General features: G+C 27.2%; 19 protein-coding genes. 17 read left to right on the top strand and 2 right to left on the bottom strand.

What is annotated here, in order from left to right:
* Positions 1 to 141: 141 nt before the first annotated feature.
* The 7 genes from O212_RS0113225 to O212_RS0113195 all read left to right on the top strand — a co-directional run bounded on the left by O212_RS0113225 (position 142) and on the right by O212_RS0113195 (position 7,222).
* Positions 142 to 1,530: an aspartate ammonia-lyase gene (locus O212_RS0113225; protein WP_024615575.1), complete on the top strand. Its 1,389-nt coding sequence runs from the start codon at positions 142 to 144 to the stop codon at positions 1,528 to 1,530.
* A gap of 472 nt (positions 1,531 to 2,002) precedes the next feature.
* Positions 2,003 to 2,584, top strand: coding sequence for an RDD family protein (locus tag O212_RS0113220; RefSeq protein ID WP_024615574.1), 582 nt, complete (start codon positions 2,003 to 2,005; stop codon positions 2,582 to 2,584).
* Between the two features lie 100 nt (positions 2,585 to 2,684).
* Positions 2,685 to 3,008: a PTS sugar transporter subunit IIB gene (locus tag O212_RS0113215; RefSeq protein WP_024615573.1), complete on the top strand. Its 324-nt coding sequence runs from the start codon at positions 2,685 to 2,687 to the stop codon at positions 3,006 to 3,008.
* Between the two features lie 37 nt (positions 3,009 to 3,045).
* Positions 3,046 to 4,419 carry a PTS sugar transporter subunit IIC gene (locus tag O212_RS0113210; protein WP_024615572.1) on the top strand — a complete coding sequence of 458 codons (1,374 nt, stop codon included), beginning with the start codon at positions 3,046 to 3,048 and terminating at the stop codon, positions 4,417 to 4,419.
* Positions 4,419 to 4,943, top strand: a complete 525-nt coding sequence (locus O212_RS0113205) for a GrdB-related putative oxidoreductase (protein ID WP_024615571.1) — start codon at positions 4,419 to 4,421, stop codon at positions 4,941 to 4,943. The genes O212_RS0113210 and O212_RS0113205 overlap by 1 nt, the downstream gene beginning before the upstream one ends.
* Before the next feature lie 69 nt (positions 4,944 to 5,012).
* The gene (locus tag O212_RS0113200; RefSeq protein ID WP_024615570.1) at positions 5,013 to 6,101 is read left to right on the top strand and encodes a M42 family peptidase; all 1,089 of its coding nucleotides are present in this window, start codon (positions 5,013 to 5,015) and stop codon (positions 6,099 to 6,101) included.
* A 29-nt stretch (positions 6,102 to 6,130) separates the two neighbouring features.
* Positions 6,131 to 7,222, top strand: a complete 1,092-nt coding sequence (locus tag O212_RS0113195; protein WP_024615569.1) for a M42 family metallopeptidase — start codon at positions 6,131 to 6,133, stop codon at positions 7,220 to 7,222.
* A 40-nt stretch (positions 7,223 to 7,262) separates the two neighbouring features.
* On the opposite strand, the gene O212_RS0113190 is transcribed toward O212_RS0113195, so the two are convergent.
* Positions 7,263 to 8,858, bottom strand: coding sequence for a sigma-54-dependent transcriptional regulator (locus O212_RS0113190; protein ID WP_242829577.1), 1,596 nt, complete (start codon positions 8,856 to 8,858; stop codon positions 7,263 to 7,265).
* A gap of 256 nt (positions 8,859 to 9,114) precedes the next feature.
* On the opposite strand from O212_RS0113190, the gene O212_RS0113185 reads away from it, so the two are divergent.
* From O212_RS0113185 to O212_RS16300, 5 genes are all read left to right on the top strand, one after another.
* Complete coding sequence (locus O212_RS0113185; RefSeq protein WP_024615567.1) at positions 9,115 to 9,600, top strand: glycine/sarcosine/betaine reductase selenoprotein B family protein; 486 nt, start codon at positions 9,115 to 9,117, stop codon at positions 9,598 to 9,600.
* A 25-nt stretch (positions 9,601 to 9,625) separates the two neighbouring features.
* A complete protein-coding gene (locus tag O212_RS0113180; protein ID WP_024615566.1) occupies positions 9,626 to 10,588 on the top strand; it encodes a N(4)-(beta-N-acetylglucosaminyl)-L-asparaginase in 963 nt (320 codons plus the stop codon).
* Between the two features lie 235 nt (positions 10,589 to 10,823).
* Complete coding sequence (locus tag O212_RS0113175) at positions 10,824 to 12,200, top strand: Sapep family Mn(2+)-dependent dipeptidase (RefSeq protein WP_024615565.1); 1,377 nt, start codon at positions 10,824 to 10,826, stop codon at positions 12,198 to 12,200.
* 506 nt (positions 12,201 to 12,706) lie between these two features.
* A complete protein-coding gene (locus O212_RS0113170) occupies positions 12,707 to 13,861 on the top strand; it encodes an NADP-dependent malic enzyme (RefSeq protein ID WP_029699402.1) in 1,155 nt (384 codons plus the stop codon).
* A gap of 209 nt (positions 13,862 to 14,070) precedes the next feature.
* On the top strand, positions 14,071 to 17,691 hold the full coding sequence (locus O212_RS16300) for a discoidin domain-containing protein (protein WP_024615564.1): 3,621 nt from the start codon (positions 14,071 to 14,073) through the stop codon (positions 17,689 to 17,691).
* A 170-nt stretch (positions 17,692 to 17,861) separates the two neighbouring features.
* Here the strand turns inward: O212_RS16300 and O212_RS0113160 are convergent, their stop codons facing one another.
* Positions 17,862 to 18,308 carry an NINE protein gene (locus O212_RS0113160; RefSeq protein ID WP_024615563.1) on the bottom strand — a complete coding sequence of 149 codons (447 nt, stop codon included), beginning with the start codon at positions 18,306 to 18,308 and terminating at the stop codon, positions 17,862 to 17,864.
* A gap of 443 nt (positions 18,309 to 18,751) precedes the next feature.
* Between O212_RS0113160 and O212_RS0113150 the strand changes: the two genes are divergently transcribed.
* The 5 genes from O212_RS0113150 (at position 18,752) to O212_RS0113130 (ending at position 25,599) form a co-directional block, all read left to right on the top strand.
* Complete coding sequence (locus O212_RS0113150; protein WP_024615562.1) at positions 18,752 to 20,350, top strand: peptide chain release factor 3; 1,599 nt, start codon at positions 18,752 to 18,754, stop codon at positions 20,348 to 20,350.
* A 1,002-nt stretch (positions 20,351 to 21,352) separates the two neighbouring features.
* Positions 21,353 to 22,477: a UDP-N-acetylglucosamine 2-epimerase (non-hydrolyzing) gene (gene wecB, locus O212_RS0113145; RefSeq protein ID WP_024615561.1), complete on the top strand. Its 1,125-nt coding sequence runs from the start codon at positions 21,353 to 21,355 to the stop codon at positions 22,475 to 22,477.
* Between the two features lie 176 nt (positions 22,478 to 22,653).
* The gene (locus O212_RS0113140) at positions 22,654 to 24,186 is read left to right on the top strand and encodes a hypothetical protein (RefSeq protein ID WP_024615560.1); all 1,533 of its coding nucleotides are present in this window, start codon (positions 22,654 to 22,656) and stop codon (positions 24,184 to 24,186) included.
* 22 nt (positions 24,187 to 24,208) lie between these two features.
* A complete protein-coding gene (locus O212_RS0113135; RefSeq protein ID WP_024615559.1) occupies positions 24,209 to 25,180 on the top strand; it encodes a glycosyltransferase family 2 protein in 972 nt (323 codons plus the stop codon).
* A gap of 17 nt (positions 25,181 to 25,197) precedes the next feature.
* Positions 25,198 to 25,599, top strand: a complete 402-nt coding sequence (locus O212_RS0113130) for a GtrA family protein (protein WP_024615558.1) — start codon at positions 25,198 to 25,200, stop codon at positions 25,597 to 25,599.
* The last annotated feature ends 417 nt before the right edge of the window (positions 25,600 to 26,016 follow it).

The raw sequence follows: 26,016 nt of genomic DNA, 5'->3' as shown, positions 1-26,016 counted from the left end.
ATATAGATAAAAGCTTTAATTATGAATTTCACACAGAGTTTGGCACGATAGTTGCTGAAATTATATAACATAGAAATGATAATAAAGAATTTTAAGTACAAAAAGTACATATAATTATTAGTCATATTGGAGGGTTTAGTGATGGAATTCAGAATTGAGAAAGATTCAATAGGAAGTAAAAAGGTGCCAAAAGATGTTTACTATGGGGTACAAAGTTTAAGGGGGCACGAGAACTTTAGAATTAGTGGACTATCTTTAGAAGAATCTTTCATAAAAAGCTTGGCTTTAGTAAAAAAAGCTTGTGCTATTACAAACTGTGAAGTAGGGGAATTAAAGGATAACTTAAAAGATGCTATAGTAAAAGCTTGTGATGATTTATTAGAAGGAAAATATTTAGATCAATTTATATTAGATCCAATTCAAGGTGGAGCTGGAACTTCAACTAATATGAATATGAATGAAGTTATAGCAAATATAGCAAATGAATATTTAGGTTACGATAAGGGGCTACAGTATCCAGTACATCCAAATGATCATGTAAATATGGGACAGTCAACAAATGATGCTATACCAACAACGGGATTAATAAATTGCCATATATTATTAAAAGAATGTTTAGACGAATTAAAAGAGTTTAAAAATGCACTTTTAATAAAGGGACAAGAATTTGAACATGTAATAAAAATGGGAAGAACAGAAATGCAAGATGCAGTACCAATTAGTTTAGGTTCAGAGTTTACTGCATATGGAAGAGCTGTAAATAGAGATATAAAGAGATTAGAAAAGAGGCTTGATGAACTTTTAGTAGTTAATCTTGGTGGAACAGCTATAGGAACAGGAATTAATGCTAATCAAAATTATATAAAAGAAGTATGTATAAATTTAAATAAATTAAGTGGATTAAATATAAGACAATCAGAAGACCTAGTAGATAGTACACAGAATGCGGATACAATAGCAGCACTTTCTTCAGATTTAAAAGTTTGCGCTATTAATTTAAGTAAAATTGCTGGTGATTTAATATTAATGTCATCAGGGCCAAGAACTGGATTTTCAGAAATTAATCTTCCAGCAAAGCAAAATGGTTCATCAATAATGCCTGGAAAAGTTAATCCTGTAATGCCAGAGTTACTTAAACAAATATCATTTCAAATTATGGGTAATGATACAACAGTAACTTTGGCTACTCAATCAGGTCAATTAGAACTTAATGCTTTTTATCCAATTATACTTTTGAATGTGTTTCAATCAATTAGAATTTTAAAAAATGGTGTTCATACATTTACTGAAAATTGTGTAAAAGGAATTGAAGCAAATGAAACTAGATGTAAGGATTTAGTTGAAAAGAGTATAGGAATAGTTACAGCTTTAGCTCCTTCTTTAGGATATGAAAAATCAGCAGATATAGCAAAGAAAGCTCTTAAGCTTAATAAGAGTGTGAGAGAAGTAATTAAAGAGGAACTAGGACTTAGTGATGATGAAATAATGAAAACACTTAATATAGATAAAATGGTTAGAATTAGTGGTTAAATTATTTAGTTTTAACTTTGTAATTTGATGAAAAATAAGGAGCATTTAAGCTCCTTATTTTTTTTATTAATTATTCATCAAGAATTATATCAGAATTAATAATAAGAAGGCTAAATTTGTATAAATGTGTAGATGATTAATGTGTATTTTAAAAATAAAAAAATATATTGTGTGATAATTTATAAGTTATTTAGTGGTTAGTGTATAAAAATACTGTAATATTAAGTAGAAATTATGAATTTTTAATATAAGTTAATTCATATATAAATAAGAAATGCTTTAAAATCAACGTTTTATATATTTGGCATGATAGTTGCTATAAATAATATCAAGAAAATAAAAAAGTACATTCACATTTAATTATTAATAAAATAGTTACAAAATTTACAAAATAGTTGTAAAAACTACAAAATACATGATATAATTCAGCTTACATATTATAGAATGATAGGGGTTTTTAGGTAGGTGTATTATGAAAAAGATAAGTAAAAAAAGAAAAGTACAAAATGATAAAAAAAGTTCAATAAAATTAAAAAGATTTATAGCAGCTTTAGTGGATTGGTACTTGGCATCAGTAATTGCAGGTATACCTGTATTACTAATATATAGTATAGAGAGTGGAGATCCTAATATAGCTAAATCATTATCGTATATGTCATTAAAATGGGGATTGATTTCAGGGGTGTTAGCTGTTTTATTAGGAATAGCATACTATGTTTTAGTTCCAATTTATTGGAAAAATGGACAAACATTAGGAAAGAGGTTAGTTGGTATAAAGGTAACTAATATTGATGGAAGCAATGTTAACATAAAAAATTTATGTAGCAGAGAAATATTAGGAGCAATAATAATTGAAGGTGGAATTATTTGTAGTAGCGAGTATATAAGACAAATGTTAGCACTATTATCTAATATAAATGTTTATTCTGTATTATCTTTAATAGCAACGATAGTTACTGGAGTATCAATTATATTATTATTTAGAAGTAAAGATAATAGAATGATACATGATTATATAGCTAAGACAAAAGTTATAGAATTTTCAAAAGCTTAAATTAAATATAGTTAAAAATGAAATTGATTTCATTAGTCTAATAAAAGATTTAGAAATTAATTCATAAAATAAATAAAACTGTAATAAGGGGAGAGAAATTATGAAAAAAATTTATTTATTTTGTAGCCAAGGTATGTCAACAAGTTTATTAGCAAGTAAAATGCAGGATGTAGCTAACCAACATAAGTTACCTGTAGTTGTAAAGGCTTTTCCACATGGAAAGATAGAGCAAATAGCTAGAGAAGAGCATCCAGATTGTATATTATTAGGGCCTCAAGTAAAATATCTTTACAATGAGACGGTTACAAAACTTGAAGATTTAAATACTCCAATTGCTGTTATAAGTTCAGAGGATTATGGAATGATGAATGGTGAGAGAGTTTTAAAATATGCAGTAATGCTAATAAAAAAGAATAAAAAATAAAAAAACAAAAATAAAGGGTAAATGAGGGGGAGCACGAATGTTTTCAAAAATGGAAAAAGTGTTAATGCCTATAGCAGATAAATTAGGTAGTAACAAAATATTAGTAGCTATACGTGATGGATTCTTAATAACAACTCCATTACTTATCGTAGGATCAATATTCTTACTTATTGCAAATTTCCCAATACCAGGATGGGAAGATTTTTGGACTAATATATTAGGACCAAATTGGGCAACATGGTTTACAAATGTATCAAGAGCAACATTTAATATAATTGCGTTACTTACTTGTGTTGGTACAGGATATGCATATGCAAGAGAATTAAAGGGAGATAAAATACAAGGAGCAGCGGTTGCTTTAGTTTCTTTCTTTATATTAATGCCAACAAGAATTCCGTTTGAAGGTGCAGAAGGTCCATCTTTAATGAGTGGAATATCATTTGAATATGTTGGATCTAATGGTATATTCTTAGCACTTATAATATCATTATTATCAGTTAAATTATTTACATGGGTTTATAAAAAAGGGTGGACAATAAAAATGCCAAATGGTGTGCCACCAGCAGTTGCAGATTCATTTGCAGCATTAGTTCCAAGTGCAATAGTTATATTATTATTCTTCTTTGTACGTATAGGATTTGAATTTACTCCATTTGAAACAGCACATAATTTCATATACAAAGTATTACAAACACCACTTCAAGGGGTAGGAAATACTTTATTTGCTCAAATTATTTATAGTTTAGCATGTACAACTTTCTGGTTCTTTGGTATTAACGGACCAGCTGTTGCAAACTCAGTTTTTTCACCAATTACAAAAATATTAACAATGGAAAACTTAGAAGCATTCCAAGCTGGATTACCATTACCAAATATATTTACAGATCCATTCTCAAATTTCTTTACAAACTATGGTGGAGGTGGAAGTACTCTTTCACTAGTTATAGTTATGATATTATTCTGTAAATCAAAGAGAATTAAACAATTAGGTAAATTATCAATAGTTCCAGGATTTTTTGGAATAAATGAACCAATTATATTTGGTTTACCAATAGTATTAAATCCAATATTAATAGTACCATTTATAGGTGTTCCTTTAATGAATTTAGTGTTATCAACCTTTGCTACTAAGGCCGGGATAATACCATATACTACTGGTGTATCATTACCATGGACTACACCAATAGGATTCTCAGGATATTTATCAACTGGAAGCTTTATGGCATCATTATGGCAAATAGGATTATTAGTATTAGGATGTATAATATACTATCCATTTATAAAAATGTTAGATAAACAATACTTAAAAGATGAAGAAGCAGCATCAAACGAAGATTCACTAGATGATTTATCATTCGATGATTTATCATTTGATGACTTAGAAGTTGATGAGTTTGAGGAGGTTAAATAGTGAAAGTTTTAATGATATTTGATCAAGTTCAAGCAGGCCTTGGAGGAAAAGAAAACCCTGACCTTGCATTAGGCGGAAAGACTATGCCTATAGGTTCAGCTAGCATGCTAGAAAAAGATATGAAAGTAGTTGATGGTAAAATAGTTGCATGCCTTTATTGTGGAGACGGATTCTTTAGAAAAAATGAAGCAATGGTCAAAGCAAAAATGGTTGCGATGGTTAATAAAATAAAGCCAGACGTTGTTGTTTGTGGACCAGCTTATAATTATGCTGGATATGCAATGATGTGTGCAGAATTAGCAAATGAAATAGAAAAAAAATCATCAATACCAACTGTAGCAGCTATGTCAAAAGAAAATGAAGAAACAATCAATAAATTTAAGGATATAGTTGATATAGTAATTATGCCTAAAAAAGGTGGAACAGGTTTAAGTGAAGCTTTAAATAATATTTGTATATTAGCTAAGAAAAAAGTTGATAATTCAGCAGATTTAAGTGAATTCAAGAAAAAAGTTTGTTATTAAAAATAAGGTAGCCTAAAACATTAGGCTGCCTTTTCTAAAAATATGTTTCATAAGAAGAGAGGGAATTTTATGGTATTAAATGATAACACATTAAATTTAATGAAAGAAATAACACAAATAATAGGTGTTTCAGGATATGAAAAAAATATTTCTATTGCTTTACAAAATCATTATAAAAAATATACAGATGATATAGTATTTGATAATTTAGGTTCAGTATTTGCACTTAAGAAGAGTAAAAAAGAAAATGCAAGAAAAATTATGATATGTGCACATATGGATGAAGTTGGGTTTATAGTTCATGAAATAAAAGAAAATGGATTAATAAAAATATTACCAATAGGAAATATTTTTTCAAAGTCTCTTATAGGTCAAAGAGTTAGGATATTAAATTCAAAGGAAAAAGAAATAGTTGGGGTTATAGTTTCAAAGTCTCAATTAGCATTAAGTAATGATGAAAAGAAAATGGATATAAAGTTTGATAAATTATTAGTAGATATAGGAGCTGAATCAAAAGAAGAAGTATTTGAAAATGGAATAAGAATTGGAGATTCAATTGTAGTAGATGGTAAATTTGAGTCTCTTTTAAATGGCAAAAGATTAGCTTCAAAGTCATGGGATGATAGATATGGATGTATTCTTGGAATTGAAATATTAGAATCACTAAAAGATGTAGAACTTGATGTGGATTTATATGTTGGTTGTACTGTGCAAAATGAAGTAGGCTTAAGGGGATGTATAACATCAACAAATCTAATAAAACCAGATTTAGCAATAGTATTGGATTGCTTATATTCAAATGATGTAAATGGTAATGAAGAGAATACTGGAAAATTAGGAGAAGGTATTTTAGCAAGTTTTTATGATAAATCAATGATGCCAAATAGATTATTGCTTAATTATTTAATAGATATTTGCGAAGAAAATAGTATAAAATATCAACATTATTACTCAATGGATGATGGTGATGGTGGATGGATACATAAGTTATTAGAAGGGTGTCCTACATTGAAAGCATGTATATGTGCTAGAAATATGAAAACAAATAGTTCTATAATAGATTCAAATGATTATCTAGCAGCTAAGAGTGCCGTATTAGAAATTATAAAATCATTAAATTCAGAAAAAGTAGACATGTTTAAAGCTGAAAATAGATAAGATATTTAAATTTCTTAGGAGGAAGAGTTATGGTTAATAAAGCTGCGTATGGGGATGTAGATATTAAAATGCTTAAGGAATTAAGTGAAGCAGATGGTATTTCAGGAGCTGAAAAAGAAGTTAGTAGAGTTGTAAAAAAATATTTTGATATATATGCTGATGAAGTTTCTTATGATAATTTGGGATCAATTATAGGATTAAAAAAAGGAAAAATTGATGGACCGAAAATTATGATAGCTGGACATATGGATGAAGTCGGATTCGTTGTTAGAGCTATAGATGAACAAGGATATATTAAATTATTACCTGTTGGTGGTTGGTGGGGACATGTTTTACCATCACAAACTATGAGAATAACAACTAAGGATGGTAAAAAAATAAAAGGAGTCGTTGGAAGTCGTGCTCCTCATGGAATGCCAGCTGTTGAAAAGGAAAAAGTAATAAAACCTATGGATTTATTTTTAGATTTAGGAGTAGAAAATAGAGAAGAGGTTATTGAACTTGGAGTTAAAATTGGTGATATGATTACACCAGATACTAAGTTTGAAGTTATGAATAATGAAAATTATTTATTAGGAAAAGCTTGGGATGATAGAATAGGGGTAGCTGTTGCTATAGATGTGCTTAAGGAACTTAATGGTGTAGATCATGAAGCAAATATATATTCTGTTGGTACTGTTCAAGAAGAAGTTGGAATAAGAGGAGCTAGAACAGCAACACACAAAATAAAACCTGATATAGCTTTTGCATTAGATGTTACAACAGCAAAAGATACACCTATGGATAAAGATGGATTACCTCTTGGATGTGGAGCTGTATTAAGTATTTTAGATGCATCTACTATTGGAAATAAAATTCTTATAAATAAAATTGAAGAAATATGTAGAGAATGTGGTTTAGATATAAATTATGATTGTATGATTGCTGGTGGTACAGATGCTGGTAATATACATAAATCATTGGATGGAATAATTAGTATGACATTATCTATTCCTACTAGATATATGCATTCACACAGATTAGTAATACACAGAAAAGACTATGTTCAAACGGTTAAAACAATAGCAGAATTTTGTAAAAGATTAGATAAAGAGTTATTAAATATTATAAAAAATAGATAATTATAAATAAAAGTCTACATCATTAAGATGTAGACTTTTGTTAGTTCATAATATAAATACAGATAAGTATTATTAAAATAAATTCAGAATTAGATAAATATAAGTTTAGGTTGTTTTCAATTATATCTAAATATTCTGAGGCTAGATTATATTCACTTTGAAATAAAGATTTTAGTTTATTTTGAAGTGATATAGTATCTAAAGTTATAAATGTCATTCTATCATAAATTAAATCTATATGAATATTGAATAATGATTCATACATTTTATATTTAAATAGTTTTTCAATTGATTTATTAAAATTACACAGTTCAGAATTTATTTCATCAAATGTTGAGTATGAAAAATTATGTTTATAATCAGCACAATTATCTTGTATTGAATCTAAATAATCAAATAAAATTTTATTAAAGTCTTCAATTGATGAATTTTTATTTGATGCAATAATTTCAGCCTGATTTAATAAATTTTTATAAGATGAAAACATAGAATGTTTTTGCCTTTGATAAGAATAACTAGTAATAGTTGTATTTTTATCATATACGAAATATCTGTTTGTTGAGTTTAACTTATTTAATAATGAATTCTCTTTTACTAAAGGGTTTGATATATTTTTAAGCATATCTTTTGGTAAGTCAGGGCTATTTATTTTAATTTGCTTTTTATTATTTATAAAGTATTCAGTATATGCATTTGCAACTGCGAGTTTAACATCGTTTCTAAGTTGTCCAACATTATATGGACAATCATATGATAAAAAACAAAGCATTGCATTATAAGAAATATAAACAGGTTTATCTAAATTCGCACTTTCTTCTTTTAAAAAGGTTTCAATTAAAGTAAGTCTTTCTTCTAAGCTTCTTTCTCGTAAAGTTGGTATTTTTATTTTTATAGATATACGTCTTAAGAAAGTACTAAGTAATTTTTGATTTATATCTTCATTAGTTGCACAAATTATTCTAACATCAGATTTGATTTTTTTTGAAACTTCACCAAATCTTCTAAAATATCCAGTATCCATAAATAAAAATAGCATTTCTTGACCTTCATTAGGAAGGTTGTGAATTTCATCTAAAAATAGTATTCCACCATTTGCTTTTTCAATAAGTCCTGCCCTGTCTTCACTAGCACCTGTAAATGTACCTTTCTTAACACCAAAAAGATGTGAGCTTAGAAGCTGGACATTATTTGCATAATCAGAACAATTAAAATGGATAAATGGAATATCTTTATTATTAAAGAAAGATACTGCATATTCATGCATAAGTTTTGCAAGCATTGATTTACCGGAGCCTGTTTCACCTATAATTAATGAGTTCATACCATTTGGTGGATAAAGTATAGCTGTTTTTGCTAACTTAGTTGCCTCTGTAAGTGATGGATATAAATAAGATAAATTATCAAGAGGTGATTTATATGTAAAATCAATATTAGAAGTATCTTTTATATAATATTTAACTGGTCTGCTAGAGTTTTTAAACAATTCTCCATTTTTAATTAATAAATTAAGGTTTTTACTTATATTGGAGCGTTCTATATTTAAAACTTCACACAATTGGTTAGTTGTAACCCCATTTCCTTTATCTAATTTTTTTACTGTATCATAAATTAAATCAATTCGTTTCATTTTTCCCATTCTCAATCCCCCGATTAATGTATATTCTTTGATTTCTTCATGTATAAAGTATTTATTTAAGATTATTTTAGTGTGTAAAAAAAGTAAAAAAATATATTATTATGTATTATTCTAAAGCACACTTATATTAAAAGCAATTGAAAATAAAAATATAGCTTTTAAAAAGGTACTAAAAAAGGGGAATAGTAGATGTTATAAAAGTTTGGCATAATAATTGCTTTATTTAAATAGTACTTAGCTTAAGGAAGGAGCAAATATGAAAAGAGTGGTTTTAGTATTGAATAATGCGCAAGCTGGGTTAGGCAATAGAGAAAATGATGATTTACCTCCAACTGGAAGAGATGATGTTATAGGTCCAGGTAAATTATTTGAACCATATTTAAAAAAAATTGGAGCAAAAATAATTGCAACTTTATATTGTGGGGATAGATATTACTTAGAGAATAAGCTTGAAGCAGAAAATAAATTTATTTCTATGGTAGAAAAATTAGAAGCTGATATGGTTATATGTGGACCAGCTTTACATTATCTTGATTTTGGTAAAATGGCTATTGGAATTGCAGAAAAAATTAATAGTATTGTTAAAATTCCAGCTTTTGCTGTTATATCATCAGATAATCCAGTTCTTGAATATTTTGATGACAGTAAATTTATATTTAGAACACCTAATAAAAGAGAGATTAATTTAGATGAATTTATAAAAATTATATGCGATGAAGCTATGAAACGATTAAATGAGTAGTAGGGGTAAAAGGAGGAGAAAAATTATGAAATGGGCTATGATAGCAACATGGAGAATGGCAGTTGAGGGGATTACAGAAGCATCAGAGGATCTTAAAAATGGAGGATTTGCAGGTGATGCAATAGAAAAAGCAATAAAGGCAGTTGAGAACTTTCCTTATTATAAATCAGTTGGATACGGTGGACTTCCAAATGAGCATTGTGAAGTAGAACTTGATGCAGCTTACATGGATGGAGATACACTTTCAATAGGAGCAGTAGGTGGAATGAAAGACTACAGCAATCCAATAAGTATAGCAAGAAAACTAAGTCAAGAAAGATTTAATTGTTTCTTAGTTGGAGCTGGTGCAGAAGAATATGCACACAAAGAAGGTTTTGAAAGAAAAAATATGTTAACTGATAGAGCAAAACAGCATTATAAGAAGAAAGTAAAAGAAACTCTAGAAAAAGGCTTAAGCCCATATGACGGTCATGATACAGTTGGTATGATAGCTGTAGATAAGGAAGGGAAAATGGTAGCTGGAACTTCAACAAGTGGACTTTTTATGAAGAAAAAGGGAAGAGTTGGAGATTCACCAGTATCAGGTTCAGGTTTCTACTGTGATAGTGAAGTTGGGGGAGCGTCAGCTACAGGTCTTGGAGAAGATTTAATGAAGGGTTGTATTTCATATGAAATAGTTAGATTAATGAAAGAAGGAATGCATCCACAAGAAGCTTGTGATAAAGCAGTTCAGGAATTAAATGATAAGTTAGCAAGAAAACGTGGAAAATCAGGAGATCTTTCATTAGTTGCACTTAATAATAAAGGTGAATGGGGAGTTGCTACTAATATAGCAGGATTTTCATTTTCTGTAGTTTCAGAAGATGAAGAGCCAACAGTATATGTTTGTAATAAGCAAGAGGACGGAAAAACAACTTATGAAAAGGCTTCAGAAGAGTGGTTACAAGCTTATCTTGATAGAATACATTCACCAATAACATTTGATTAATAATATTTTAAGGTAGCTAATTATTAGCTACCTTAAATAATATAGTTAAAATTATTTTAAAATGTAATTTTAACTATGTTTAGTATGTAAAATAAATAATTTATATAGTAAATATAAATGGAGAGTATATATTAGAATATGGAAAACTATATATTCAAAGGATAATATATAAGAAAATATTATAAATACTTATCTTTGTTGTTTAGTATAAGAGATATTAAAAGGAGATTGGATTATGAAAGAGGTTAAAGGGAGAGTTAATTTAGAAATAAAAGAAAAAGTTTTAAGTTATAAAGATGAACTTATAGAAAGTATAAGAAGATTAGTTAAAATAAATAGTATTGAAGGGGAAGAAAGAGAAGATGCTCCATTTGGTGAAAATCCTAAAATGGCATTACGAGAAGCTTTAAAAATAGCAGAAGAATTAGGGTTTGAAACAAAAAATATAAATAATGCTATTGGCTATGCAGAATTAAGTGTAGGAGAAAATTGTAGTGATGATTATATTGGTGTAATTGGACATGTTGATATAGTTCCAGTAGGGGAAGGTTGGTCTTATAATCCTCTTGATGTAACAGAATTAAATGGCAAAATATATGGTAGAGGAGTATTAGATAATAAAGGACCAATAATGTCAGTTCTTTATGGTGCAAAAATATTAAAAGATTTAAATATACATTTATCAAAGAAAATAAGAGTTATTTTTGGAACTAATGAAGAAACAGGTTTTAAAGATATACCTTATTATTTAAATTCAGAAAAACCACCAGTAATGGGGTTTACTCCAGATTGTAAATATCCAGCTGTATATGGTGAAAGAGGGATACTTGATGTAACAATATGGAGTAATGAAATAAAAAATTATGAAGTAGAAGAGATTATAGGTGATTTTAGAAATAATATGGTTCCAGACTTTGCTGGAATAAATATTAAAAGGCATGAGTTTTTAAAAGGTGAAAGTACAAGTTGGGAAACAGATATAATAGAAAAAGTAAGTGCAAAAGGTAAGCAAGCTCCAGGAAATGCACCAGAAGTTGGGGTAAATGCAGTTACAACTTTATGCAAAACATTAAATGGAATTGGAAGCTTTAAAGGTGAACTTGGGGACTTCTTTAAGTTTGTCCATAATAATTTTCATGAAAATCATTCATTAGAAAAATCAGGAATAAAATGTGAAGATAAAATATCAGGAAAGCTTGTTATAAATCCATATAGTATAAGTAAAAAAGGAGAAAGACTTGGATTATCTGTAGTATTTAGGTATCCAATAACTTATAAATACGAAGATATTATTGAAATTATAAATAGTATAAAAAATGATGGGTATGAAATTGAAATTAATAGAAGAATGGATTCCGTATGTTTTGATAAAGATCATATACTTCTTAAAGAATTACAAAAAGCATATGAAGATGTTACAGGAGAAGATGGAACTCCAGTTACAACAACAGGAGGAACTTATGCAAAAGTATTTCCTAATATAGTAGCATTTGGACCATCATTTCCAGGTCAGAAAGGAATAGCACACAATAAAGATGAGTATATGGATATAAGTGATCTTTTATTAAATACAGAAATATTCACCAATGCTTTATATAATTTAGCTAAATAGTAGTAATATAATAGCATAAATTATTTGTTGGGGTAATTGATAATTGATAAAAGAGATGAAATACTAATATATATTTTTAAAATTATACTTAGAAATTATATAATTCCAACAAAATTAGATTAAGAAATTATAATGAGAGTTAAATTACTTTTAGAAAAATTAATTATGAAAAGTTATAAACAAAAAGTATGTAAATGTTATCAAAAGCTGTGACTAATTAATTTAGTCTGTGGATAATTTTTGTTTTTACTGTATTAGTTGATGTTGGTTAAGAAATTTTCTTAATTTAGGTTCTACTTTAAACTAGATAAAATCAACAATTATATAAAGCAGAACCTTAAAATTAAATAATTATATTGAATTAATAATTTAATCTCAATAATAGAACTTTAATTACAATGTGATATTATTATTTTATAATAGCCAAAGTTATGTTTTGAAATATTGTTGATCATTTAAAATATAATTTGAAAAATATAGTTTATAAATTGAAAGGGGATAGAGAAATGAACATATATGAAGAGGCATTAAAATTTCATGGAGAGCTTAGAGGAAAGCTTGAAATTAAATCAAGGGTTAAAGTTGAAAGTAAAGAGGATTTAAGCTTAGCATATACACCAGGTGTTGCTGAGCCTTGTAGAAAAATTCATGAAAATAAAGAGTTAGTAAATACATACACAAGAAAGTGGAACACAGTAGCTGTAGTTTCTGATGGAACAGCAGTTTTAGGTCTTGGGGATATTGGACCAGAGGCAGCACTTCCTGTAATGGAAGGGAAAAGTGTATTATTTAAAGAATTTGCAGATGTTGATGCAATTCCAATAGTTTTAAATACTAAAGATGTTGATGAAATAGTTGATACAATAGTTAGAATATCACCAACATTTGGAGGAATAAATTTAGAAGATATATCAGGTCCAAGATGTTTTGAAATAGAAAAAAGACTTCAAGAAAAACTTGATATTCCAGTATTTCATGATGATCAGCACGGTACAGCAATAGTTGTATTATCAGCTCTTATAAATGCACTTAAAGTTATTAAGAAAGATAAAAAAGATATAAAGATTATTGTAAATGGTGCAGGGGCAGCAGGTTGTGCTATAACAAAACTTCTTTTATCATGGGGAGCAGGAAATATTGTTATGGTTAATATTAATGGAGTTATTCATAGAGATATGGAGCATGAAAGTGAAATCCATAGAGAGCTTTCAGAAGTTACAAATAAATATAACGAAAAAGGACATCTTAAAGATGTAATAAAAGGAGCAGATGTATTTATAGGAGTTTCAGCACCAAATGTATTAACAACTGAAATGGTTGAAACAATGAATAAAGATGCTATAGTATTTGCAATGGCAAATCCAGTTCCTGAAATATTTCCAGAAGATGCAATAAAAGGTGGAGCAAGAATTGTTGGAACAGGACGTTCAGACTTTAATAACCAAATTAATAATGTATTAGCTTTTCCAGGAATGTTTAGGGGAGCTTTAGATGCAGGAGCAAAGAAGATAACAGAAGAGATGAAACTTGCAGCAGCTTATGCAATTGCAGATTCAGTTAAAGATGAAGAGTTATGTGAAGAGTATATTATGCCAAGAGCATTTGATAGAGATGTACAAATAAAAGTTGCTGAAGAAGTTAAAAAGGCAGCAGTTAAATAAAAAGTTAATTAATAACTATAAAATTGAACATTTTGCATATATAATGATAAAAATTGAATAATTGTTTAATAAATAGTTAAAAAAGATTATATATTATTTACTCAAATTGGATAGGATTGTATTATTTAATAGAAATCAATTACATTAAATCTACATTTAGGATTTCAATATCTTAAATGTAGATTTTGTGCTTTATAGGGGGAAAAAATATGAAAAATAAAAAGATTCAAGCAATCATTATAGCTAGTGCAATGACTGTTAATTTAGTTATGCCGGCAACAAGTGCATTTGCAGATGAATTAGGTAACAAATCAAATCCTAAAACGGTGGCTGAAGATACAAGTGAAAGTAAAACTACATCTAGCACTGATTTAAAGGATAATGAATCAAAGGAAAGTACTACAAAGCAAAAAGATAATACAAGCACTGAAAATCCAATTAATAAAAGTGAGGTTGATAAGAAAACTGTAGATGAAAAAGAAATTATATACAAACCTGGTTGGAATAAAATAGGAGACTATACATATTACATTGACAATGAAGGAAATAAAAAGACAGGGTTGCAAACAATAGGACATGCTAAATTTTATTTCGGAGAAGACGGTAGATTAAGAACAGGATGGCAAAATATTGGTGATGGCAGATACTATTTCTGGGAAGCTAATCAAAAAGCAAAATGGTCAGGAACTCCTGTTGGAGCTATGGCAACTGATAATTGGATTCCAATAGATGGGGTGTATTATAGCTTTAATAGTAATGGAAAATTAAAAATAAAAGATGAAGTGAAAATAAAAGATATAAATTTAAAACATGAATTAAATAAAAAATTAGGAGAAGAAGATTTAGATGCTCCTATAACAAAATCACAGCTTTCAAAATTAGAAGGAAGTTTGGAGTTATATTATAAAAATATAACTGATATAGATGGGCTTCAATATTGTACTAATGTAAATAAAATAGATTTAAATGGTAATAATATTTCAGACTTATCACCGCTTAAAGGATTGAAAAATTTAAAGTGGCTAAATATTGCAAATAATAAAGTATCAAGTTTAAGTGAATTAAAAGATTTAAGTAATTTAAACTGGCTTGATTTTGATAACACAAATATAGAAGATTTAAATTCTGTAAATGGATTAACTAATTTAGATTTTTTAAGTTTTAATAATGCAAAAGTTAAAGATATAAGTGCAATTAGTGGATTAACAAAATTACAATCAATTATTGGAAATAACAATAACATTAAAGATATAAGTGTACTAAATAATTTAAAAGATTTAAAGACAATAAAATTAGAAAATCAAACAGTAGCTTTAGAAGATATAACTGGTTCTAATAATAATTTTTCAGTTGAAAATAAAGTTAAAGGATTAAGTGATAAAAGTATTATAATATCACATATATCAAATAAAGGTGTTTATAAAGAAGATACTAATACTATAAATTGGAATACAACTTTAGATAAAAGTAGTGAAGCGTACAAGTTCTCACAAAATTTATTACAAGGAAAGTTTAGTGGACAAGTAAAAGTAACTTTAAAGGTAGATGAGGAAAAGAAGTTAGATGCATCTATAAATGAAGAAATAAATAAAACAGATATAAATAATGTATTAAGCAACGAAGATTTAAGTAAAAACGTAAACAAAAAAGAATTTATATCAAGAATAGGAATAGATAGTTTAAATGGATTTAAAAACATTGATGCAGCACATAAGAACTTTATTAATTGGCTTTTAAATAATAATGAAGCTATGGAATATTATTTAACTGGTGGTCTACCATCAACAACAACTCAAGGTTCAATGGGAGCTTACCACTATGATAATAATTCAAAGGTAAATAAAGAAAAAGAAATAAGTGCATTAGAAGTTTGGTCAAAAATTTGGAATTCAGATAATGAATCAAAAGATGGAATGAACTTAAAGATTGCTATAGCAACAGCATTAGAATTTGCAAGTCCAGTAAATACATGGCTTACAGATAAACCATTAGATCCAATTTCAAGATACAATAGCTTTAAAGATGCAAATAAAGAAGGATTACTATTCCCTTGCTTTAAAGATTTAAGTATAAAGGATTTAAGAAATGTAGTTAATGCAAAAATAACAGATGAAGATATAATATGGCTTAGACAATATGTAAAAGACTTAACTGTAGGAAAAGAAGATGCTAAATTTAAATGGCAACATGAGCATGTTCATAATCCAGATTTATTAAGCCAAGATAAAATAGCAAATATATGTTCAACACTACAATATACAATGAAAAATCCAGATGGTAAAAGTGTATTTGGTTCAGGATTTTATGATGAAAATCCAAATATTTCAAAGGTAGTTGAATATGGTGGAGTTTGTGGTGCTATATCAAAATTTAGTACAGCTGCATGTCAAGTATTTGGGGTACCTGCATATCCTATAGGACAACCAGGACACTGTGCATTTCTTCATTTAAATTCAAAAAATAATTGGCAATTAGGATATGACGTATTTGGATGGGAAAAATCAGGTGGATATTATACTGCAATTCCATATATGTTAATAAATGAAGAGTTAAATTTAAGTGCAAATCAAGATTCATATATAAAATCAGAACAACTTAGAATGATAGCAAAAAATGCTAATTCTAAAGAAAAAGCAGAAAGCTTATTAAATGAAGCAATAAGAATTGAACCAATAAACTATATGGCTTTTGAAGATAAAATAAATAATATGTTAAAAGATGAAAATACAACATTAGAACAATACAGAGAATTAAATAAACAAATAATAAATAACTTTAAAAAGTATCCTCAAGTTATGGAAAACTTACTTATTAAAATTAGAGAAAAAGTGTTAAATGGTGATAGAAAAGAAGTACAAGCTTATGTAAATGAATATGAACCTGCACTTAGACAAGCTTCAGATTACAGAGAAAAACCATATGCAAATAAACTCTTAAGTGAAATGGAACAAAAGGGATTATATTTAGCAACATTTAACTTTGATGGTGATAATGCAGGAAAACTTGTTGGATTAAAGAAAGGCATTGATGAATATAGTATTGATGGAGGAAAAACTTATAAGTTAGCTAATGAAGATTCACAAAAGTTAACTAAAGAAGAGATAAGTAGTTTAACTTCTGAAAATGGTATATTAGTAAGAGTAAAAGGAACAGAAACTCCAAACATAATTCAAATAAAAAAAGGATCAAATATAAATATATCAATTAATGATGATGAAAATTTAATATTTGGTTTAGATAAAACTATGGAGTTCTCAAAAGATGAAGGAGAAACTTGGACTCAATATGATGGAACTAACTTAGGAGATTTAAGTAAAAATGTAACATTATTAATTCGTAAAAAAGCAACTGGAGATACATTAAGTGGTGGTATAGCAACAGTTAAATTTACAGATAAAGAAGCACCAAAAGGATTAATATTACATAAAAATATGAAAGTAAAAGCTTTTTCAAGTGAGCAAAATAATTCAGACCAATCAGCTAATATGGCTATAGATGGCAATGAAAATACTATTTGGCATACAAAATGGGATAGAAGTGATAAAACACCATTTATAACAATAGAACTTAATAAAGCATATGATATAACAAAATTATCATATATGCCAAGACAATCAGGAAACTATAATGGAAATATATTAGAGTACAATATATACACAAGCTTAGATGGAGAAAACTATACAAAGGTTAAATCAGGGTCATGGCAATCAAATAGAGAAGTTAAATTTGCAGACTTTAAACAAACAAAAGCAAAATATGTAAAATTAGAAGTAGTAAATGGTGTTAATGGATTTGCATCAGCAGCAGACATAAGTTTATACACAGAATAAATTTTATTTATTACTTGTAATAGTTATAAAGGAAAAGTAAAAATATATAATACTTAAATTAAAAATAAAAAATAAATAAACAATAAAAGGGGCTTAAAATTTAAGCCTCTTTTATGTTTTAAAAATATGTTTTTAAGTATTTAAATCTTAAAAAATTAATTATAAAATCATTAACAATAGAATCCATTAACTGGTTCTAGGTTACCAACTAATATTCTTATAAAGTCAATAAGTGCCCATATAAAAACTACAAAGGTTGTAATTCCAAAAGTAAAAAATCCTAAGAAAAATAATACTAAAAATATAATTCCATAAGTTGTATATCCAAGATAAAATCTATGAATTCCAAGATTACCAAGAAAAAATGCAAGTAAGGCAGCAGCAAGTTTAGATTTTCCTTGACCATTAACAGTATCATTTGCCATATCTTTTAATTTTTTTGTAAATGGATCTTTTAATGAACAACCACACTTTAAGCAAACTTCTTGTGTTTCGCTAGATACGGATTCTCCACAGTTACCACAAAAATTTTTGCAATCACCAACTTTTGTTCCACATTTTACACAAATTACAGCTTTTTCATTTTCAATTTTTTCTCCACAGTTTTTACAATACAAAATATTCACATCCAATCAATAATATATTCCATAAATATTATGATTAATAGGACATTATTATGATTACAAGATTAGTAATTATAAATGGTAGATTTTTAAATGCATTAAGTTTTAAGAAAAAGTGTATTAAAGATATTATTTTAAATAAGAATAGAATACTTATTACTGATTAGCTTGCATTAAATTCAAAAAAATAAAAATTAGTTTAAATAGGGAACATATAAATAAAATTGTTAATGAAAGAAATGAAAGATTGGAAAATTAAAAGAATTGGTATATTTACAATAAATTAGAGAAAAAATTAAAATTAAATAAGGGTTTTTAAGTTATGTACATTGAGCCTGTAACTATGTTATAATCGAGGGTAGATTGTAATAATATAGATAACATAAATTTTAATATAGAAATAAAAAAGTACTATTAATATATAAGGAGGAAATATCTTGGCTGATTTTAGAAAAGAAATAGAAAAAAGAAGAACCTTTGCAATAATTTCTCACCCAGATGCAGGTAAGACAACATTAACAGAAAAATTCTTATTATACGGAGGAGCTATAAGACTTGCAGGTTCAGTAAAAGCAAGAAAAGCTTCAAAACACGCAGTATCTGACTGGATGGAAATTGAAAAACAAAGAGGTATCTCTGTAACATCATCAGTTATGCAATTTAACTATGGTGGACACTGTATAAACATATTAGATACTCCAGGTCACCAAGACTTCTCAGAGGATACATATAGAACTCTTATGGCAGCAGATTCAGCAGTAATGGTTGTTGACGCAGCTAAAGGGGTAGAGGATCAAACAAAAAAATTATTCCATGTTTGTGCATTAAGAGAAATGCCAATATTCACTTTTGTAAATAAGATGGATAGAGAAGCGCAAGATCCATTCCAATTATTAGAAGACATTGAAAATGAACTTGGAATTAAAACATATCCAATGAACTGGCCAATAGGTTCAGGTAAAGAATTTAAAGGTGTATACGAAAGAGATAATAAGAGAATTATAGCATTTACAGGTGGAGCTCACGGACAAAAGGAAGTTGAAGCAATAGATGGAGATGTTGATGATCCTAAATTTAAAGAAATATTAGGAGAAGCACTTCATGAAAAACTAATGGAAGATATAGAGCTTCTTGATATAGCAGGAGATGAATTTGATGTAGAGAAAGTAAGAGCTGGAGAACTTACTCCAGTATTTTTTGGATCAGCTCTTACAAACTTTGGGGTTGAACCTTTCTTAGAACATTTCTTAGAAATGACAACATCACCAATTGGAAGAAAATCAAGTATTGGAGATGTAGATCCATTTGATGATAAATTCTCAGCTTTCGTATTTAAAATACAAGCAAATATGAATAAAGCTCATAGAGATAGAATTGCATTTATGAGAATATGTTCAGGTAAGTTTGAAGCAGGAAAAGATTATTTCCATATGCAACAAAATAAAAAGATTAAACTTACTCAACCACAACAATTTATGGCTCAAGACAGAGAAATAGTTGAAGAAGCTTATGCAGGAGATATTATAGGGGTATTTGATCCAGGTATGTTCTCAATTGGAGATACTATCTGTACCCCATCAAAGAAATTTAAATTTGAAGGAATACCAGCTTTCGCACCAGAACATTATGCTAGAGTTAGACCAGTTGATACAATGAAGAGAAAGCAATTCATTAAAGGGGTTACTCAAATAGCACAAGAAGGAGCAATCCAAGTATTTAAAGAACTTCACATTGGTATGGAAGAGATAATAGTTGGGGTTGTTGGTGTGCTTCAATTTGAAGTATTAGAATATAGACTTAAGAATGAATATAATGTTGATATAAAGATGGAAAGATTACCATACAGATTTGTTAGATGGATTGAAAGTGATGCTAACATAGATGTTGATAAGTTAAACTTAACATCAGATACAAAGAAAGTAAAAGACTTAAAAGATAGAAACTTACTTATATTCCAAAACACTTGGGGAATTAGTTGGGCATTAGAGCACAATCCTGGGGTGGTACTATCTGATGTAGGAAAATCTGAGGAATAGTATTAAATTAGAAGTTTAAAAGATTATATTTTAAATTTTGCTATAATAACGTTGAATATCAAATAGAATTTCTATTGTTTCCTACATAAATATTAATAAAATATTCGAAACTCGTTTCACTCAGACATCTTAGATTTTTATTAATATTTATTACAGAAACAATGAAATTCTAGTTTTTCATTCAAATATTATTAAGTGCAAAATTTAAATATAATCTAAATAATCTAAGTTTAATTTGGTTAGGCTCGAATACCGGAGTGAGAGTGTAAGTTTGAATGGAATCTCATTGAAATATTCTAATTTAAGAATATATAATCTCACTAATATATAAAATAGTAGACAAAGATTGAGGCTCAAATAGTAAAGTGATTGTATGATTTTGAATAAAATAGTCGTATTTTGTTTTATTTACGGCATCTTAGATTTTTATTGATATTTATTACAGAAACGATGAAATATTAGTTTTTCATTCAAATATTATTAAGTGCAAAATTTAAATATAATCTAAATTTAACTTGATGAAGTTTGAATACAGGATTGTAAGTAATTCTATTATTTATTAAATAATATTTTATAAAGGATTGAAGCTCGTTTCACTTAGTGGAGTAAAAGCACTTAATTAAAATATTGCTTTATAAATAATGAAATATTAGAATCGTATTAAAATATTTTATTTAGTAATATAATAATCAATAATGTATTGTAAGTGATAAATAGTAGTTTATTATTGGAAATTGATAGTTGGTATTAGTAGACTAGAAATTTTTAATGTTGGTAATAATTAAAAAGTAAATGCTTAGCTTAGAGATTTATATTTAAATACTTAAGTTAAGCATATTAGCTAAAGATAAATTATAAGTTACATAAATATAATTAAGAAAAGTAAAAATGATTTAAATAAATATAATTTTAAAAATATAAATGAGAAGAATAGCAATTTTAAGCATTAATTTTAATATTAATTAATAGTTTAGGCTACATTTTAAAGGATGGTATGTTAATATGAGAAAAATAAAGGTATTATCAGTTTTTGGAACTAGACCTGAAGGAATAAAAATGTGTCCATTAGTTAAGGCACTTGAAAAAGATGATAGATTTGAGTCAATAGTATGTGTAACAGCGCAGCATAGAGAAATGCTTGATACAGTACTTGAAATATTTGATGTTCATCAAGATTATGATCTTGATATAATGGCGCATGGACAAACAATAGTTGATATATCAAGTAAAGTTTTAAAAGGAGTAGATGAAGTAATTAAAAAATGTCAGCCAGATATAGTATTGGTTCACGGAGATACTTCAACAACTTTAAATGGAGCACTTGCTGCATTTTACAATCAAGTTCCAGTAGGACACGTAGAAGCTGGACTTAGAACATATGACATATATTCACCATTTCCAGAAGAAGCAAACAGAAAGCTTACAGGTGCAATAACAACACTTCACTTTGCACCAACAAAGACAAATAAAGCTAATCTTTTAAGAGAAGGTGTATCAGAGGAAAAAATATTCATTACAGGAAATACGGTAATTGATGCATTACTTAGTGTAATTGATGATACATTAATGTTTGAACAACAAATATTAAATGATATAGATTATAAAAATAAAAATGTAATATTACTTACAACTCACAGAAGAGAAAACTGGGGAGAGCCAATGGAGAACATCTTCAAAGCAATGATTAAGCTTATTGAAGAAGATGAAAGAGTAGAAGTTATATTCCCAATGCATAAGAATCCTGCAATAAGGGAATTAGCTCATAAATATTTTGATAAATATGCAGGAAGAGTATTCTTAATAGAACCTCTTGAATATGTTGAATTTGCAAATCTTATGTCAAGAGTTAAGCTTATAATGACAGATTCAGGTGGAATTCAAGAAGAAGCACCAACACTTGGTAAACCAGTAATGGTTCTTAGAACAGAAACAGAAAGACCAGAAGCCGTTGAAGCAGGAACAATTAAGCTTGCAGGAATCGAAACAGAAAAAATTTATGAAGAAGCTAAGAAGCTTTTACTTGATGAAGAAGCTTACAAGGAAATGGCACATGCAGAGAATCCATATGGAGATGGAAAGGCATGTATAAAAATATTAGATATAATAAGTAATCATTTTTCTAAGTAACTTAATATAAAGTACAAAAAATGATATGAGATAAATGGTATCTCATATCATTTTTAAACTATTATAAAAACATGTTTTAATTTATTCTAAGAATAATTAACTAAAATATGCTTTATTTTGATAAAAATGGGCAATATATAAATAAATAAAGTATATAAAGTTAAGGAGATTCTTAAATGAGTAAAACAAATGAAAATAAATTTATGGTTATTTATAGTTTATGTATAGCAGCTATATTTTTATTTATATGTACAAAATCATCCCCTCTTTATCCTATTAATGATTGGGTAGATTCAAATGCTTTTTTTACTATGGGTAAAGGTATGATGAATGGAAAAGTGTTATATAGAGATTTATTTGAGCAAAAAGGACCGCTTTTATATTTTATACATGGTTTAGCTTATTTAATATCAAATGATACATTTTTAGGTGTATATATATTTGAAGTTATATTTTTCACTATATTTTTATTTTTTTGTAGCAAAATAATTAATCTTTATTATGATAAAAAATATTCATATATAGTATTACCTATAATATCAGCAATAGTATTAAATTTGATAAATTTTTCGCATGGGGATAGTGCAGAGGAATTTGTTATTCCAATGATTATTATAAGTTTATATTATTTACTTAAATATTTTAAATATGATTATCCAAATCCAATGAATAGTAAAATTATATTGTTAAATGGATTTTTAGCTGGATGTGTACTTTGGATAAAATATTCATTGTTAGGGTTTGGGTTTGGATGGATGATGATGATTTTTATATCGTCTATAATTAATAAGAAATTTATAGAGGGTATAAAAGGATGTTTTATATTTTTGATTGGAATGTTTTTAGCAACAATTCCATGGGTTATATACTTTGGAATAAATGGAGCGATAAGAGATTGGATTAACGCTTACATATTTATAAATTTAGATTCTTATACAGTGAATTATGGATTATTAAAAAAAATAAAGTTTATTTTAAAAAGTATATACAAAGGAGTGGTTCAAAATCCTATTTATAGTATATTAACAATAATAGGAGGACTATATACTTTAATTTCAAATAAGTTAATAAAAAGTATAATAGGAAAAGTTTCATTTGTTGTTATAATATTTACTACAATTGTGTTTGTATACATTGGGGGAAGAGGATATAAATATTATTTCTTTATTTTTGCTCCATTTGTTATATTTGGTATACTAGTCAGTATAAGTTTATTAAATAGAACATTTATTAAAGATATGACTAAATATAAGTGTATATTTATTGGAATAGTTTTAACTATTATATTAATTCCAATAACTTTAAAATATAACCATAATACTTATATGTTAAAAATGAATAAAAATGATTTATTTCAATATAAGTTTGCAGAAATCATAAATGAAACTCCTAATGCTACATTGTTAAATTATGGGAATTTGGATAATGGGTTATATTTAACTACTGGAATAACTCCTAATATTAAGTATTTTGAAATTCAAAATATACCATACAAAAAATTCCCGGAAAATATAAATGAACAAAATCGTTATATAAAAGAAGGTATAACTGATTATGTTTTAATTAAGATAAATCATAACAAAACATTAAAAGATATTAAATCAAAGTATATTTGGGATAAATATGAGTTAATATCACAAAAGGAACAATTTTTTGAGGGGAAAATAAATAAATACTTATTATTTAGGAAAAAAGATTTAAATAATTAAACTAAGATACGGAGGAATATAAATGGATAAATTGTATTTAGTGATTCCTTGTTACAATGAAGAAGAAGTTCTTCATGAAACTAGCAGTAGACTATTAACAAAAATGAATACAATGATTGAAAAAGGATTAATACATAAGGAAAGTAAAATATTATTTGTAAATGATGGTTCAAGGGATAAGACCTGGAGCATTATTGAAGAGTTAAATAATCAGAATGATATGTTTTCAGGAGTTAATCTTTCAAGAAATAAAGGACACCAAAATGCACTTCTTGCAGGACTTATGACTGCAAAAGAATATGCAGATATGACTATATCATTAGATGCAGATCTTCAAGATGATATAGATGTTATAGATAAGTTTGTTGAAGAATATTATAGTGGTTCAGATGTAGTTTATGGTGTTCGTTCATCAAGAGAAACAGATACATTTTTTAAGAGAACAACAGCCCTTGGATTTTATAAATTTATGAATGTACTTGGCGTTGATGTAGTTTATAATCATGCTGATTATAGACTTATGAGCAAGAGAGCTCTTGAAGGTCTTAGCGAATTTAAAGAAGCAAATCTTTTCTTAAGAGGTATAGTACCCCTTATAGGATATAAATTTTCAGTTGTAGAATATGAAAGACATGAGAGATTTGCAGGAGAATCAAAATATCCTTTAAAGAAAATGCTTACATTTGCATGGGATGGAATTACATCATTTAGTGTAAAACCAATTAGAATAATAACAAGCTTAGGATTCTTTATATTTTTAATAAGTTTTATTGCAATAATATATTCACTTGTTTCGAAGTTTATGGGGAATGCTCAGGCTGGTTGGACTTCACTTACTGCTTCAATATGGATGATTGGTGGTATCCAGCTTTTATCTCTTGGAGTAATTGGTGAATATATAGGAAAGATTTATACGGAAACAAAGAGAAGACCAAGATTCATTATAAAAGATACATTAATTGATGGGAAAAGAGAAAATATCAAAGATATATAAAGCTTAGGGGGATGATTATGGGAACGTTGATAAAAAAAATAAAAAACATATTTTTTAATAAGGAATTTATATTATTTGTAATAATAGGAGTAATAAATACTTTTAATGGAGTTGTATTTTCATACATATATTCAAGCTTTTTAAATGAGAATGTAGCATTTGTAGTTGGCTATATATCTTCACTTGTTATTTCATATATACTAAATAGTTATGTTACATTTAGAGAAAGACTTGAATTTAAAAAGTTTATAAAATTTGCAATATCTTATATACCAAACTTTATTATTCAAAATATTATAGTTTTAATTGTATTTAATATGATGGGATTTGATAAACTCATTGCTTATGCATTGGCTGCAATAATAGGGGTTCCAGTTACATTTATATGTATGAAGTTTTTTGCATTCAAAGAAAAATAATTAAAACCAATATTATAAATTCAGTATATAGATAAATTTAAATAAAGTATAAAAAGAGTTATGAAATTAAAAGTTTCATGACTCTTTTTTATTTTTTATGAAGATCCATAAGGCTTAGTCAGTGGATATTTATTATGGAATAAATTTTATTTTTGTATAATATAATGATTTAGAAGAAAAAAAGTTAATGATTAAGTTACGTTATATTTTATTATGTAAATTTCATAAAAGAAGTATTTATAATTAGAAATAAAATTTTATTTAATAAATAGTAAAAATTATCTAATATTTAATTGAAAAAATTAAGTGAAAATAAATTGATAAATGAAATATATGTATGTGGGAATTATAAAAAAGATATTAAAAACAATAGAGAAAAATTATAAAAAGGCTCTATATTATTTGGGTGTATTTCCT

Source organism: Clostridium sp. Ade.TY, from assembly GCF_000498355.1.
Classification (GTDB): domain Bacteria; phylum Bacillota; class Clostridia; order Clostridiales; family Clostridiaceae; genus Clostridium.
This window is presented reverse-complemented; position numbering and strand designations above follow the sequence as displayed.

What these genes read in the sequence shown, in the direction of transcription:
- O212_RS16300 (WP_024615564.1), top strand. Translation starts at nt 14,071, where the DNA reads ATGAAAAATAAAAAGATTCAAGCAATCATTATAGCTAGTGCAATGACT.
- O212_RS0113210 (WP_024615572.1), top strand. Translation starts at nt 3,046, where the DNA reads ATGTTTTCAAAAATGGAAAAAGTGTTAATGCCTATAGCAGATAAATTA.
- O212_RS0113170 (WP_029699402.1), top strand. Translation starts at nt 12,707, where the DNA reads ATGAACATATATGAAGAGGCATTAAAATTTCATGGAGAGCTTAGAGGA.
- O212_RS0113215 (WP_024615573.1), top strand. Translation starts at nt 2,685, where the DNA reads ATGAAAAAAATTTATTTATTTTGTAGCCAAGGTATGTCAACAAGTTTA.
- O212_RS0113180 (WP_024615566.1), top strand. Translation starts at nt 9,626, where the DNA reads ATGAAATGGGCTATGATAGCAACATGGAGAATGGCAGTTGAGGGGATT.
- wecB (WP_024615561.1), top strand. Translation starts at nt 21,353, where the DNA reads ATGAGAAAAATAAAGGTATTATCAGTTTTTGGAACTAGACCTGAAGGA.
- O212_RS0113190 (WP_242829577.1), bottom strand. Translation starts at nt 8,858, where the DNA reads ATGGGAAAAATGAAACGAATTGATTTAATTTATGATACAGTAAAAAAA.
- O212_RS0113140 (WP_024615560.1), top strand. Translation starts at nt 22,654, where the DNA reads ATGAGTAAAACAAATGAAAATAAATTTATGGTTATTTATAGTTTATGT.
- O212_RS0113220 (WP_024615574.1), top strand. Translation starts at nt 2,003, where the DNA reads ATGAAAAAGATAAGTAAAAAAAGAAAAGTACAAAATGATAAAAAAAGT.
- O212_RS0113135 (WP_024615559.1), top strand. Translation starts at nt 24,209, where the DNA reads ATGGATAAATTGTATTTAGTGATTCCTTGTTACAATGAAGAAGAAGTT.
- O212_RS0113225 (WP_024615575.1), top strand. Translation starts at nt 142, where the DNA reads ATGGAATTCAGAATTGAGAAAGATTCAATAGGAAGTAAAAAGGTGCCA.
- O212_RS0113130 (WP_024615558.1), top strand. Translation starts at nt 25,198, where the DNA reads ATGGGAACGTTGATAAAAAAAATAAAAAACATATTTTTTAATAAGGAA.
- O212_RS0113200 (WP_024615570.1), top strand. Translation starts at nt 5,013, where the DNA reads ATGGTATTAAATGATAACACATTAAATTTAATGAAAGAAATAACACAA.
- O212_RS0113175 (WP_024615565.1), top strand. Translation starts at nt 10,824, where the DNA reads ATGAAAGAGGTTAAAGGGAGAGTTAATTTAGAAATAAAAGAAAAAGTT.
- O212_RS0113185 (WP_024615567.1), top strand. Translation starts at nt 9,115, where the DNA reads ATGAAAAGAGTGGTTTTAGTATTGAATAATGCGCAAGCTGGGTTAGGC.
- O212_RS0113195 (WP_024615569.1), top strand. Translation starts at nt 6,131, where the DNA reads ATGGTTAATAAAGCTGCGTATGGGGATGTAGATATTAAAATGCTTAAG.